Source organism: Luteimonas abyssi (assembly GCF_001482195.1).
Taxonomy (GTDB): Bacteria; Pseudomonadota; Gammaproteobacteria; order Xanthomonadales; family Xanthomonadaceae; genus Luteimonas; species Luteimonas abyssi.
Genome location: NZ_KQ759763.1, coordinates 2233917 through 2246784 on the forward strand (window position 1 = coordinate 2233917; position 12868 = coordinate 2246784).

Annotated in this window: 12 protein-coding genes and 2 tRNA genes; 10 read left to right on the forward strand and 4 right to left on the reverse strand. The window is 70.3% G+C overall.

Annotated features, from left to right (window positions below):
- Positions 1-11: 11 nt before the first annotated feature.
- Together coaD and rsmD are read right to left on the reverse strand one after the other, a co-directional pair.
- Entirely contained in the window at positions 12-515 is a 504-nt protein-coding gene (coaD, locus tag RG19_RS09395; RefSeq protein ID WP_058835049.1) for a pantetheine-phosphate adenylyltransferase, read from the reverse strand.
- A 60-nt stretch (positions 516-575) separates the two neighbouring features.
- Positions 576-1172 carry a 16S rRNA (guanine(966)-N(2))-methyltransferase RsmD gene (gene rsmD / locus RG19_RS09400; RefSeq protein ID WP_058835050.1) on the reverse strand — a complete coding sequence of 199 codons (597 nt, stop codon included), beginning with the start codon at positions 1170-1172 and terminating at the stop codon, positions 576-578.
- A 368-nt stretch (positions 1173-1540) separates the two neighbouring features.
- Here rsmD and htpG point away from each other — a divergent pair, with 368 nt between their 5' ends.
- The gene (gene htpG / locus RG19_RS09405) at positions 1541-3484 is read left to right on the forward strand and encodes a molecular chaperone HtpG (RefSeq protein WP_058835051.1); all 1944 of its coding nucleotides are present in this window, start codon (positions 1541-1543) and stop codon (positions 3482-3484) included.
- 186 nt (positions 3485-3670) lie between these two features.
- Here htpG and RG19_RS18215 read toward each other — a convergent pair whose 3' ends face one another.
- The gene (locus tag RG19_RS18215) at positions 3671-4288 is read right to left on the reverse strand and encodes an ester cyclase (RefSeq protein ID WP_238376615.1); all 618 of its coding nucleotides are present in this window, start codon (positions 4286-4288) and stop codon (positions 3671-3673) included.
- A 25-nt stretch (positions 4289-4313) separates the two neighbouring features.
- On the opposite strand from RG19_RS18215, the gene ftsY reads away from it, so the two are divergent.
- From ftsY to RG19_RS09430, 4 genes are read left to right on the forward strand one after another with little or no spacing between them, the layout of a single operon-like run.
- Entirely contained in the window at positions 4314-5822 is a 1509-nt protein-coding gene (gene ftsY, locus RG19_RS09415) for a signal recognition particle-docking protein FtsY (protein ID WP_058835053.1), read from the forward strand.
- Positions 5819-7126 carry an AsmA family protein gene (locus RG19_RS18220; protein WP_058835054.1) on the forward strand — a complete coding sequence of 436 codons (1308 nt, stop codon included), beginning with the start codon at positions 5819-5821 and terminating at the stop codon, positions 7124-7126. The genes ftsY and RG19_RS18220 overlap by 4 nt, the downstream gene beginning before the upstream one ends.
- Positions 7123-8172, forward strand: coding sequence for an A/G-specific adenine glycosylase (gene mutY, locus RG19_RS18225; protein WP_058835055.1), 1050 nt, complete (start codon positions 7123-7125; stop codon positions 8170-8172). Before RG19_RS18220 ends, mutY begins: the two co-directional genes overlap by 4 nt.
- A 50-nt stretch (positions 8173-8222) precedes the next feature.
- Complete coding sequence (locus RG19_RS09430) at positions 8223-8501, forward strand: oxidative damage protection protein (protein ID WP_058835056.1); 279 nt, start codon at positions 8223-8225, stop codon at positions 8499-8501.
- Here RG19_RS09430 and RG19_RS09435 read toward each other — a convergent pair.
- On the reverse strand, positions 8474-8950 hold the full coding sequence (locus RG19_RS09435; protein ID WP_058835057.1) for a DUF6491 family protein: 477 nt from the start codon (positions 8948-8950) through the stop codon (positions 8474-8476). The genes RG19_RS09430 and RG19_RS09435 overlap by 28 nt on opposite strands.
- A 171-nt stretch (positions 8951-9121) precedes the next feature.
- Between RG19_RS09435 and RG19_RS09440 the strand changes: the two genes are divergently transcribed.
- The 5 genes from RG19_RS09440 (at position 9122) to RG19_RS09460 (ending at position 12800) form a co-directional block, all read left to right on the forward strand.
- A tRNA-Phe gene (locus RG19_RS09440) sits at positions 9122-9197 on the forward strand.
- An 8-nt stretch (positions 9198-9205) separates the two neighbouring features.
- A tRNA-Val gene (locus tag RG19_RS09445) sits at positions 9206-9280 on the forward strand.
- Between the two features lie 583 nt (positions 9281-9863).
- On the forward strand, positions 9864-10076 hold the full coding sequence (locus RG19_RS09450) for a hypothetical protein (protein ID WP_058835058.1): 213 nt from the start codon (positions 9864-9866) through the stop codon (positions 10074-10076).
- Positions 10077-10273: 197 nt separating this feature from the next.
- A complete protein-coding gene (locus RG19_RS09455) occupies positions 10274-11665 on the forward strand; it encodes a C40 family peptidase (protein WP_058835059.1) in 1392 nt (463 codons plus the stop codon).
- A gap of 37 nt (positions 11666-11702) precedes the next feature.
- Complete coding sequence (locus RG19_RS09460; RefSeq protein ID WP_058835060.1) at positions 11703-12800, forward strand: dipeptide epimerase; 1098 nt, start codon at positions 11703-11705, stop codon at positions 12798-12800.
- Positions 12801-12868 lie beyond the last annotated feature (68 nt).

Genomic DNA, 12868 nt, shown 5'->3' on the forward strand with positions numbered 1-12868 from the left:
TCGGAATGTCATCAGTCGTGTTTGCGCCGCCATTCGGCCTGCAGCGCCTCGGCCACCGCCGCCGGCACGAACCCCGAGACATCCCCGCCGAGGCGGGAGATCTCGCGCACCAGCGACGAGGAAATGAACCCGTACTGCTCGGCCGGGGTCAGGAACAGGGTCTCGACCTCGGGAATCAGGTGGCGGTTCATGCTCGCCAGCTGGAACTCGTACTCGAAATCCGAGACCGCGCGCAGGCCGCGCAACAGCACGCCGGCCCCCAGGTCGCGCACGAAGTGCGCCAGCAGCGAATTGAAGCCGCGCACCTCGACGTTGGGAAACGCGGCCAAGCCGCGGCGAGCCAGGTCCACTCGCAACTCGAGCGGCAGGGTCGGCCCCTTGGCCGGACTCTCGGCCACGCCGACGACGATCGTCTCGAACAGCGAGGCCGCCCGGCCGACCAGATCGATGTGACCGTTGGTGATCGGATCGAAGGTGCCGGGATAGACCGCGATGCGGCTGCGGTTCGCGCTCATGGACGGGCTGTGACTCGGCTGCCGGGATCGGACGGCCAGTGTATCAGTCCGGCCCGCTCGTCAGCCGCCCTGCGCCGCCGTGCGGCGGTACAGCGCGTGGCGCGCATCGCGGCTGCCGCCCTCCCGGTGCAGGTGCCAGTCCGCGCCGGGCCGGATATCGCGCGTGGCGGGGCTTTCCACATACAGCCAGGCATCGGCCGCGAGCCAGGGTGCGAGCAGCGCCAGCACGCCGTCCCAGAGATCCGCGTCGAACGGCGGGTCGCAGAACACCCCGTCGAACGTGCCCAGGACCGGGGCGCGCAGCAACGTCAGGGCATCGGCGCGCACCACACGGATCGCCTCGCCGGCCTGCAGGCGCCCGGCGGTCGCCTCGATCGCCGTCGCCAGTGCCGGATCCCGCTCCACCAGCACGGCCTGCGCCGCCCCGCGCGAGACCGCCTCCAGCCCCAGCGCGCCGGTGCCCGCGAACAGGTCCAGCACCCGCGCGCCCGGCAGCGACGGCTGCAGCCAGTTGAACAGGGTCTCGCGCGCCCGGTCCGAGGTCGGGCGCAAGCCGGGCGCATCCGCCACCGGAAGCCGGGTGCCGCGCCAGCGCCCGCCGACGATACGCACCGCCCCGGCACCGGCGCGTCCGGCGCCGCGTCCCTTCATCGGCATTGCAGCGGTTCCGGCGTCGGCTTGCGGCTCCGGATCACCACGGGCTCGGCGAGTGTGCTGCGGGTCATCGCGATCCAGGCAGGGAACGGGGCGACGATCATAAGACAGCGCCGCCGCCCCGGCCCATGAGGCCCGACCGGCCTGGTTTCGCCGGCGCCCGCAGGGCGGGGCATGCCAGGCATCGCCGTGCTGTCGACGCGGTTGCGCCTTCTCATGGCAGCGTCTCCCGGCGGCATCGCGCCCCGCCGCTGGAGCGAGACGGCCGCCCCGGGTTGAAACCGCGCGCCCGGCCCTCATCTGCCCTCTACCGCCCGCGGCGCCGCGCGCCCGGCATTCTTTCGACATTGCGCAACGACGAACGGACCCCGATGAGCACGGACACCCAAAGCACGGATACCCAGAAGGAAACCCTCGGCTTCCAGACCGAGGTGAAGCAACTGCTGCACCTGATGATCCATTCGCTGTACTCGAACAAGGAAATCTTCCTCCGCGAGCTGGTCTCCAACGCGGCCGACGCCGCCGACAAGCTGCGTTTCGAGTCGATCGCGAAGCCCGATCTGCTGGAGGCGGACCCGAACCTGCGCATCCGCATCGGATTCGATGCCGAGGCGCGCACGGTCACCATCGACGACAACGGCATCGGCATGAGCCGCGACGAGGCCGTGGCCCACCTGGGCACGATCGCCAAGTCCGGTACCGGCGACTTCCTCAAGGCCCTGTCCGGCGACCAGAAGAAGGACGCCAACCTGATCGGCCAGTTCGGCGTCGGTTTCTACAGCGCGTTCATCGTCGCCGACCGGGTCGACGTCTACAGCCGCCGCGCCGGCCTGCCCGCATCCGAAGGCGTGCACTGGGCCTCGGCCGGCGAAGGCGAGTTCGACGTCGCCACCATCGACAAGCCCGAGCGCGGCACCCGCATCGTGCTGCATCTCAAGGAAGGCGAGGAGAACTTCGCCGAAGACTGGACTCTGCGCGGCATCGTCAAGAAGTACTCCGACCATATCGGGCTGCCGATCGAAATGCAGGCGCGCCAGGACGCCCCCGCGGTCGACGGCGAGGACGGCGACACCGCCACCGACGCAGCGCCCCCCGCCTGGGAGCCGGTCAACCAGGCCAGCGCCCTGTGGACGCGGCCCAAGACCGAGTTGCAGGACAGCGACTACCAGGCGTTCTACAAGCACATCGCCCACGACTTCAGCGACCCGCTGACCTGGAGCCACAACAAGGTCGAGGGCAAGCTGGAGTACACCTCGCTGCTGTACGTGCCCGGCCGCGCGCCGTTCGACCTCTACCACCGCGACGGCGCCAAGGGCCTGAAGCTCTACGTGCAGCGTGTCTTCATCATGGATCAGGCCGAGCAGTTCCTGCCGCTGTACCTGCGTTTCGTGCGCGGCGTGGTGGACTCGGCCGACCTCTCGCTCAACGTCTCGCGCGAGATCCTGCAATCGGGCCCCGTCGTGGATTCGATGAAGGCCGCGTTGACCAAGCGCAGCCTGGACATGCTGGACAAGCTGGCGCGCGACAAGCCCGAGCAGTACGCAGGCTTCTGGAAGGAGTTCGGCCAGGTCCTGAAGGAAGGCCCCGCCGAGGATTTCGGCAACCGCGAGAAGATCGCCGGCCTGCTGCGCTTCGCCTCCACCCACGACGCCTCGGGCGAGCAGACCGTGTCGCTGACCGACTACATCGGCCGGATGCGCGACGGCCAGGACCGCATCTACTACCTCACCGGCGATTCGCACGCGCAGATCAAGGACAGCCCGCACCTGGAGGTGTTCCGCAAGAAGGGCATCGAGGTGCTGCTGCTCACCGACCGCATCGACGAATGGCTGATGGGCTATCTCACCGAGTTCGACGGCAAATCGCTGGCCGACGTCGCCCGCGGCGACCTCGATCTCGGCAAGCTCGACAGCGAGGAGGAGAAGCAGGCTCAGGAAACCTCCGCCAAGGCGAAGGAGGCACTCGCCGGCCGGCTCAAGGCGATTCTCGCCGACGATGTGACCGAGGTGCGCGTGTCCCACCGGCTGACCGACTCGCCGGCGATCCTCGCGCTGGGCCAGGGCGACCTGGGCCTGCAGATGCGCCAGCTGCTCGAAGCCAGCGGCCAGCAGGTGCCGGAGACCAAGCCGGTGTTCGAGTTCAATCCCGACCATCCGCTGATCGCCAAGCTCGATGCCGAACAGGATCCGCAGCGTTTCAGCGACCTGTCGCGGGTGCTGTTCGACCAGGCCGCACTGGCCGCCGGCGACGGCATCAAGGACCCGGCCGCCTACGTGAAGCGGCTCAACAAGCTGCTGCTGGAACTGTCGGCCTGACCGGGTCCGGATGCGTGGCGGCCATCGACCGCCCGCATCTCTGGCCGCGCCCCTGACCGCATGCCCGACCCGGCGCCGGTGGCCCGGCGCCACCGGCGCGCACACTCTGGCGCCACATCGTCGACGCCTTCCCTCGACGCGACACCGCACCGTCGGCGCCGTCCCCGGACGGTCCTGCCGCACCGGTTATGCGGCGCGCTCGAGCTGGTCCGCGATCGCCGCCCGGTCGATGATCGACCGCACCTCCAGGATCCGGCCGTCCTCGAAGGTGTAGAAGACGTTTTCCGAGAACCGGACGCGGCGGCCGTTCACCGGCAACCCGAACAGTTCTCCGCTCGGCGTGCAGTCGAACAGCAGGCGGCTGGCCACCCGCGGCGGCTCGCACACCAGCAGATCGACCCGGAACTGCAGGTCGGGAATCGCCCGGACGTCGCCTTCAAGCATGGCGCGATAACCGGCAAGGCCCAGGTGCTCGCCGTTGCGGTGCACGGCCTCGTGCACGAACTGCCCAAGCGATGCCCAGTCGCGTCGATTGAGGCAATCGATGTAGGCGCGGTAGACGGTGGCGAGATCGCGCTCGGTCATGGCGACGGCATTGGCAAAGACGTCGGACAGGGTAGTGCGAAAGCGCGTCGCGACGGCGTGTGGCAGCGCCTCGGGATGTCGACGTGCGCGCAGGCATCTGCGCGGCGCAGCGGGTCTCGCCGTGTTCGCGGAGACGCCGTCGGCGCCCGCAGCGAGCATGAATCCCGCCGCCCCGCGAATCCTTGCCTGCACAGGCGAACGAGTCGCCGGTGGTAGCATGACGCCCCCCCGAAGAGCCTCCCGCATGGTCAGTTTCTTCCGCCGCAAGAAGCCCGAAGATCAACGCGAGCAGCCCGTCCGCCGCGGCTTCACCGCCGAAGAACTGGCCGCCGCGTTTCCCAGCGCGCCCGCGGATGCCGCACCGCGCGACGAGGCCGTCCCGGCACCGTCCGCACCGCCCCCGCCTGCCCCTGCTCCGGGCATGCCGCCCGCCGATGCCGCGCCGGTCGACACCGGCGCCATCGGCGATGCGCCCGTCGACGTGGCGAACGATGTCGACGGACCGCACGCCCCCGCGACATCGAATACCGCGGCGCCCGCGGACACGACTGACGTAAACCCGGCTGCACGTGCGCCGACGCCCTCCCGCGCCGGGCCGTCCACGGTCGGGACCGCGGACGCCGCCCCGGAGATGGATGCGCGCGCCTTCGCGGCACCGCGACCCGCCGACCCCGCGCTCGCCTACGCGCCCGCGCTTCCGCAGCCGCGCGAGACCGCGGCCACGACATCCCCGGTCCCCGCGGCATCCGCCCCGGAGCAGGTCGCAACCGCCTCGGCAGCCGTTCCCGCGCCCGCTGCACCCGGCAAGACCGGCTGGCGCGACCGCCTGCGCGGCAGCGCATTCGCGCGCAGCCTCGGCGGCCTGTTCTCGCGCAACCCGAAGCTCGACGACGACCTGCTCGACGAGATCGAAACCGCCCTGCTGACCGCCGATGTCGGCGTCGCCGCCAGTACCGCGCTGGTCGAATCGATGCGCAAGCGAATGAACGCGCGAGAGTTCGCCGATGCCGGCGCCCTGCTCGCCGCCCTGCGTGCGGAGTTGATCGCCCTGCTGCAGCCGGTGGCCCGCCCGCTGGAGATCGACCGCGACGCCAGACCCTTCGTCGTCCTGACCGTCGGCGTCAACGGCGTCGGCAAGACCACCACCATCGGAAAGCTGGCGCGCCGTTACAAGGATGAGGGCCGCGGCCTGATGCTGGCCGCCGGCGACACCTTCCGCGCCGCCGCCGTCTCGCAGCTGCAGGCCTGGGGCGAGCGCAACGGCGTGCACGTGATCGCCCAGGGCCAGGACGCCGACCCCGCCTCGGTCGCCTTCGACGCGCTGCAGGCCGCCAAGGCCCGCGGCACCGAGGTGCTCATCGCCGACACCGCCGGTCGCCTGCATACCCAGCAGGGCCTGATGGCCGAACTCGGCAAGATCCGCCGCGTGCTCGGCAAGATCGACACCCGCGCACCGCACGAAGTGCTCATGGTGGTCGACGGCACCACCGGCCAGAACGCGATCTCGCAGGTGCGGCAGTTCCATGCCGCGGTGAACGTCACCGGCCTGGTGGTGACCAAGCTCGATGGCACCGCCAAGGGCGGCGTGGTGTTCGCGCTGGCACGCGAGTTCGGCATCCCGATCCGCTACGCGGGCATCGGCGAGCGTCCCGAAGACCTGCGGGTGTTCGACGCCGAGGCCTTCGTCGATGCGCTGCTGCCCGCCGCCCTGGGACGCGACGACGCATCCGCACAAGGCGCGGCGACGCAGTGAACCGCCGGCGCGCGATCGCGCTGGCCGTGATCGTGGCGCTGCTGCTGGTGGCGCTGGCCGCACTGCGCTGGGTCGCCCATCCGGACACCGTGGGGCGCCTGTTGCTGGACCGTGCCGGCGCGGCACTCGGCCTCGAGATCAGCGCCGAATCCTTCGAATACCGCCTGCGCGGCACCCCCGAAGTGATCGCCCGTGGCGTACAGGCGCGGGTGCCCGGCGCATCCACGCCGTTGCTGCATGCCGAGCGCGTCTTGCTTTCGGTGCCGTGGTCGACCATCCGCGCCCGCGGCGCGGTGCTCGACATCCAGCGTTTGGAACTCGATGCCCCGGTGCTGGATCTGCCGGCATTCCAGCGCTGGTGGGCGACACGTCCACCGGGCGACGGCGTCGCGCCGCGTTTCATCGACGGCATCGCGATCGTGCGCGGACGTATCGACGCCGACGGCTGGCGACTCGACGACCTCGACATCGCACTGCCCCGCTTCGCCGTGGAGGCACCGCTGCGCGCGCACGTGCGCGGACGCTACGTCGCCTCGGCGCTGCAGGCACCGTTCGATGTGCGCGTGGCGATGGTCCGGGCCTCCGCACGCTCCGGTATCGGCGTCGTCGGCAACGCGACCCCGTCCACCGACGGCTGGCGCCTGCCCGCATGGTTGCAGTTGTCCGGACGCCTGCATGCCGGCGAGGGCCGCATCGCCCTGGAGCGCGCCGCGCTGGCCCTGCGCGGCCGCCTGCATCTCGACAGCGCGGCGCATCCCTTGGTCGCCGGCGCCGCCGGCGAGATGCTGATCGCCGGCGGCGGCGTCCGCGTGGAACCGCTGGCCCTGGTGTTGCGCGGCGAAGGCGTGCTGCCGCGCCTGCGCTCGCGCGGCCTGCTGGCGCTGCAGGACGATTTCGCGCTCGCCCTGGCCGGCGAGATCGCACACTGGCCGGAGGGCTGGCCCACGTTGCCCGCGCCGCTGGAGCGGCGCGATGTGCCGGTTCCCTTCGCGCTGGGCTACAACGGCGCGCCCGACCTGTCCGCACCGCTCGCCCTGCGGCTGGAGCGCGACTGCGCACGGTTCGAAGGCCGCCTGCGTATCGGTGCGATCGGCGACTGGCTCGAGCAGCTCGATCGCGGTACGCCGCTGCCCCCGGTGGTCGGCACTCTGCGCATGCCGCGGCTGGAGATCGCCGGCGCCACCCTGCACGGCGTGGAAATCCATATCCAGGACGAACCCATCCAGGGCGACCATCTCCAGAAGGGCCATCTGCGAGAGGGCGATCTCCAGGACGACCAGCGCTCAGGCGACGATCCGCCGTGAACCACGACGACGCCTTCGCCACCCGCCTGCTGGCCTGGTTCGACCGCAACGGCCGTCACGACCTGCCTTGGCAGCATCCGCGCGCACCGTATCGGGTCTGGCTGTCGGAAATCATGCTGCAGCAGACCCAGGTCGCAGTGGTGATTCCGTATTTCCAGCGCTTCGTCGAGGCCTTGCCGGACGTGGCCGCACTGGCTGCCGCGCCGCAGGACCGCGTGCTCGCGCTGTGGTCCGGCCTCGGCTACTACGCCCGCGCCCGCAACCTGCATGCCGCGGCACGCGCCTGCGTCGAGCGGCATGGCGGCGATCTGCCGCGCGATTTCGACGCCCTGGTCGCCTTGCCCGGCATCGGCCGCAGCACCGCCGGCGCGATCCTCTCGCAGGCCTGGGGCGACCGTTTCGCCATCCTCGACGGCAACGTCAAGCGCGTACTCGCCCGCTGGCACGGCGTGACCGGCTGGCCAGGCCAGCCCGCGGTCGAGCGGGTGCTGTGGGACCACGCGCGCAGCCACCTTCCCGACACCCGCCTGGCCGACTACACCCAGGCGCAGATGGACCTGGGCGCCACGCTGTGCACGCGCCACGCACCGCATTGCCTGCTGTGCCCGGTGGCCGAGGGCTGCATCGCCCGCCGCGACGGCCTCACCGGGGACCTGCCCACGCCCAAGCCCGGCAAGACCCTCCCCGAACGCGAGGCGCACATGGTGCTGTTGCAGGACGGCGACGGACGCGTCCTCCTGCAGCGCCGCCCCGGGACCGGCGTATGGGCCGCCCTGTGGTCCCTGCCCGAGGCCGACGACGCCGCGTCGGCACGTGTCCTGGCCGCCACCTTGGCCGGCATCGACGGCGAAGGCGACGCCTTGCCGGAAGTGCGCCACGGCTTCAGTCACTATCGCCTGACGATCCGCCCATGGCGCTGGCGAGGCGTCACGCCGGCCGCGCGCGTGGGCGACAATGACGCACTGCAATGGGTCGCCTCCGATGCACTGGCTGCATTGGGCCTGCCCGCGCCGATACGGCGCCTGTTGCTCGACGCGCTCGCCTGACGACCGCTCCGCACGCGCCCCCTGACTTTTTTCGAATCCGGAGACCCACGATGAGCCGCCAGGTGTTCTGCCAGTACGAACAGAAGGAAACCGAAGGCCTCGACTTCGTGCCCTGGCCGGGCGAACTCGGCAAGCGCATCTATGCCGACATCGGCAAGGCCGGCTGGGCCGCGTGGCTCGCGCACCAGACCATGCTGATCAACGAGAACCGGTTGTCGCCGCTCGACCCCAAGCATCGCGCCTTTCTCGAGGACGAGATGCAGAAGTTCCTGTTCGCCGGCGGGGCCGACAAGCCCGCCGGCTACGTGCCGGAACCGTCCGACGCCTGACCGGACGCCTCGCCGCCGTCGCGCAGAGCGCGCTCGGCGGCACGCAACGCGGCCACATCCAGCGGCTGGATTTCGGCGATGTGGCACGGGATCTGGATCGACTGCCGGTTGAGCGCCATCACCCGGTCGAAACGCGCATGCACGCGTCCTTGAGTACTGGTCAGCGAAATCGCCTGGGCGAACTCGATATCCGGGCAGGGACCGCTGAACGTGAGCAGGAAGGCCTCCGACTGGCGCGGCCAGACCGCCACCGCCCCGCTGCCCAGCGCGACCCACTGGGTCGGCGTACCGAGCAGACGGAAACTGGACACCGGTTCGCCGGCATGGGCCCGATACAGCGCCAGCCGGTCCGTGTCGGAGATGCGCTGGCCGGCACACGCCGTCAGCACGAGCATCAGGATGCCCGTCGACAGCCCTGCGAGGCGGCGCGAACAGGACGAGGCGATCATGCGCTTGCTCCCGTCACCGACGTGGCGACGACCTTCGGCACCATGCGCCCTGCCCCCGATCCCCGCAACCGCAGGCCGTCGTACGATTCAGGTGTCGGAACGCTTGCCGCCCGCCCCCGCGATCCGTATCATGCCGGGCTCGCAACACGGCAGCGCCGCGTTGCGAGACGTGGCCGGGTAGCTCAGTTGGTAGAGCAGGGGATTGAAAATCCCCGTGTCGGGGGTTCGATTCCCTCCCCGGCCACCATCGCTTCCGGGCGGTTAGCTCAGCGGTAGAGCATTGCCTTCACACGGCAAGGGTCGCAGGTTCGATCCCTGCACCGCCCACCAGCGACACACCAGAACGTACGACGAAACCGCCGAAAGGCGGTTTTTTCGTGGCCGTCGGAAAAGTCCGACACTCGTGCGGGCGGGACACCGATACCTGGGAGCCGGCGCGAAGCCCAAGCTGGATAGCCAGCAACGCGCGGACGGATGACGGCGAAGCGGCGATCAGGGCCTCCCTCCCCATCCCCTCGGGAAGACTCATCGCCTCCGGCGCCGGAACACCTCCCGCGCGTGTCCCGCCATGGAAGGCAGGCCGCTGGCGTCCTGTCGGACCAGACGCGGGCGCCCCCACCCTCCGCATCGGCCGCGCCACCCATCGACATACCGGAGGCCATTCTCGAAATGGCCTTTTCGCGTCGCGGCTTCGCGTGCCGCGGCTGCCTGCCCCGTCGGGGCGCATCCATGCTCGCCTGACGGCCCATCGGACTTTTCCTACATCGCGACACTCGACGCACTGACTGTGCACCACCCACTCGCCTTCCATGATGTCGCGATTCCACGGCAATGGACTGCCTGCGCATCGGCTGCATCGTGTGCGCATCGCCCACTGCCCCCCGGCCGTTTCCTCACCTGGAGGCATCGCACATTGAAGCGCACCCTGATCGATGTGGAGCCTGACTCGCCTGGCTGGAAAATCCGTGTGGGCGTCTGCCTGCTCGAGCGCAATCTCGAAAAAGTGGTCGCCATAGAACGTGCCAGCCGCCTGGCGATGGAACGACATCGTGCGACCGGACAACCCACCGGCGTCGCCATCCATACCCTGCACGGCGGCGCGACGCTGGTCGGCCTTCACGACTGACCCCCCGGAGGCCCGGCGGGTCTTTCGTACGCATCCGGAGCCGCTCTGTACCATGGCGGGACATCGACGATGTCCCGCCGACAGCAGGCTTCCGCATGCCACGCATTTCCTCCCAGTCCCGAGCGTCCGCCGCAGCCGCAAGCGTCGGCAGCCCGCCCGTTCCGTATCACAGCGGCCGCCCACGTCGCACCTCGCGCATGCTCGCGCTGGCATCCCTCGTACTGCTGGCCGTCGCCACCGGCCACGTGCAGGCGACGTCACACCCGGCACCGGCGGCACGGTCCGAACTCGGCATCGTCGGGCTGCAGACGCGACACCTCGACCCCGCCCACTGGGTCGCCCGCCTCGGCGCGGACGCCGATATCCCTTATCTCGACCCGACCGCCATCGCCGCCCTCAATGCGCGCCTGGTCGCCGAGGACGACAGCGTGCGCGACATGGCCGGATTTCCGCGCACGCTGGAAGGGGCGGCCATCCGCGCCTGGATCGAAAAAGCGTCCGCCCGGCCTTCCGCCGATCGCTACGACGCCGCGGGCCGACGGCTGGACGCGGCCGATTTCGCCGCACTCGAACGCTCTCTCGCGCTGGAGGCGATTCCCGCCGAAGCGACGCCACAACCGGGCCTCGTGGTCGAGCGCGCCGCGCTGCGTGCGTTCCCGACCCGCGAACGGGTGTTCTCTCGCCCCGGCGACCTCGATATCGACCGGTTCCAGGAAAGCGCGCTGTTCCCCGGCGATGCGGTCGCCGTGCTGCACACCAGTGCCGACGGCGCCTGGGCCTTCGTCGCCAGCGACCGGTATCTGGCCTGGATGGAGCGCGACAAGCTCGCCACCGGCACCGCGGCCGAAATCGACGCCTGGCGCACACGCACGCCGGCGCTGTTCGTCACCGGCGCCACGGCGCGTACCGTGTTCAATCCCGAGCGCCCCGACGTGTCCGACCTGCAACTGGACATGGGCGTGCGCGTGCCGCGGGCGGTGCTGCCGCGGGACGCGCTGGTCCACGGCCAGCACCCGGCGTTCGGCCATGCGATCGAGCTGCCTGCACGGCGCGAGGACGGCACGCTCGCGTTCGTACCCGCCCTGCTGCCGCGCACCGCCGATGTCGCCGACGCGCCGCTGCCGCTGACGCCGGCCAACCTGATCCGCCAGTCGTTCAAGTTCCTCGGCGAACGCTACGGTTGGGGGCACGACTTCAACGCCCGCGACTGCAGCGGCTTCGTCGCCGAGATCTACCGCAGCATGGGCCTGGACATGCCGCGCAACACCAGCGACCAGAGCGTGAGCCCGGCCTTCGACAAGACGCTGTTCGACGCCGGTACCGACTCCGCCGCCCGCGAGGCTGCCGTCGCCGCGCTCCAGATCGGCGACCTGGTCTACATTCCCGGCCACGTGATGATGGTGATCGGCCACGAGGACGGGATGACCTACGTGATTCACGACACCGCCGGCTTCGGCTACACAGGTGCTGACGGCGACTACGTGCGCGTGCCCGTCTACGGCGTCGCGGTCACGCCGCTGGAGCCGCTGATGTCCGATGCCGGCACGTCCACCATCGACCGCATCACCAGCATCGTGCGCCTGCGTTGAGCCCGGCGCCTCACACCTGCATCGGGCCCTCGTCGCGATGAAGATCGAACGGATCGAAATGGCCCTGCTGCAGGTGCCGTTGCACACGCCTTTCCGTACCGCCCTGCGCTGCGTCGACACGACGGAAGACGTCGTGGTCCGCATCCGCACCGACGACGGCCATGTCGGCCATGGTGCCGCAGCCCCTACCGCGGTGATCACCGGCGACACCCGCGCCTCGATCGTCGGCGCGATCCGGCAATCGATCGCCCCGCGGCTGGTCGGGCTGGATGCGCGAGACCTCAACCGCACGCTGCAGGCGGTGCACGGCGCGATCCAGCGCAACACCAGCGCGAAGGCCGCGGTCGAGATCGCGCTCTACGACCTGTGGGCCCAGCACCACGGCGCGCCGCTGTACCGGATACTGGGAGGCGGCGATCCGGCGCTGCGCACCGACATCACCATCAGCGTCGACGACGTGGAGGCCATGGTCGCGGCCGCCCTGAGCGCACTCGACCGCGGTTACGATGCGCTGAAGATCAAGGTCGGCCAGGATATCGCGACCGATCTCGAGCGCGTCCGGGCGATCCATTCGGCCGTCGGCACGCGTGCCCGGCTCAGGCTCGACGCCAACCAGGGCTGGACCGCGAAGCAGGCCGTGCGCGCGATCCGGACGGTGGAAGATGCCGGCATCGCGCTCGAACTGGTCGAACAACCGGTGCCCGCACGCGATCTGGATGGCCTGCAGCACGTCACCGCGCACGTCGATACGCCGGTCATGGCCGACGAAAGCGCATTCGGCCCGACCGAGGTGCTCGAACTGCTGCGCCGACGGGCCGCCGATATCGTCAACATCAAACTGATGAAGGCCGGCGGCCTCTCGCATGCCGTGCGTATCGCCGATCTCGCCATGCTGCACGGGGTGCCGTGCATGATCGGTTGCATGATCGAATCCAGCATCAGCGTCGCCGCCGCGGCCCATCTGGCTGCGGCGCGGCCCGACGCGATCAGTCTTGTAGATCTGGATTCGCCGGCCCTGGCGCAGTACGACCCGGTCGAGGGCGGCACCGTCTTCGATGGCCCGCGCATCGTCCTGGGCGACGGGCCCGGTCTCGGCATCGGCGAGATCCGCGGCCTGCAGCCGCTGGAGAACTGAAGGATTCATCGAGCCGGCTATGCGCCCCACGATGGGCGCAACGCGGCCATCCGCCCGGGCTTTCCGCG

What these genes read in the sequence shown, in the direction of transcription:
- coaD (WP_058835049.1), bottom strand. Translation starts at nt 515, where the DNA reads ATGAGCGCGAACCGCAGCCGCATCGCGGTCTATCCCGGCACCTTCGAT.
- rsmD (WP_058835050.1), bottom strand. Translation starts at nt 1,172, where the DNA reads ATGCCGATGAAGGGACGCGGCGCCGGACGCGCCGGTGCCGGGGCGGTG.
- htpG (WP_058835051.1), top strand. Translation starts at nt 1,541, where the DNA reads ATGAGCACGGACACCCAAAGCACGGATACCCAGAAGGAAACCCTCGGC.
- RG19_RS18215 (WP_238376615.1), bottom strand. Translation starts at nt 4,288, where the DNA reads ATGCTACCACCGGCGACTCGTTCGCCTGTGCAGGCAAGGATTCGCGGG.
- ftsY (WP_058835053.1), top strand. Translation starts at nt 4,314, where the DNA reads ATGGTCAGTTTCTTCCGCCGCAAGAAGCCCGAAGATCAACGCGAGCAG.
- RG19_RS09430 (WP_058835056.1), top strand. Translation starts at nt 8,223, where the DNA reads ATGAGCCGCCAGGTGTTCTGCCAGTACGAACAGAAGGAAACCGAAGGC.
- RG19_RS09435 (WP_058835057.1), bottom strand. Translation starts at nt 8,950, where the DNA reads ATGATCGCCTCGTCCTGTTCGCGCCGCCTCGCAGGGCTGTCGACGGGC.
- RG19_RS09455 (WP_058835059.1), top strand. Translation starts at nt 10,274, where the DNA reads ATGCTCGCGCTGGCATCCCTCGTACTGCTGGCCGTCGCCACCGGCCAC.
- RG19_RS09460 (WP_058835060.1), top strand. Translation starts at nt 11,703, where the DNA reads ATGAAGATCGAACGGATCGAAATGGCCCTGCTGCAGGTGCCGTTGCAC.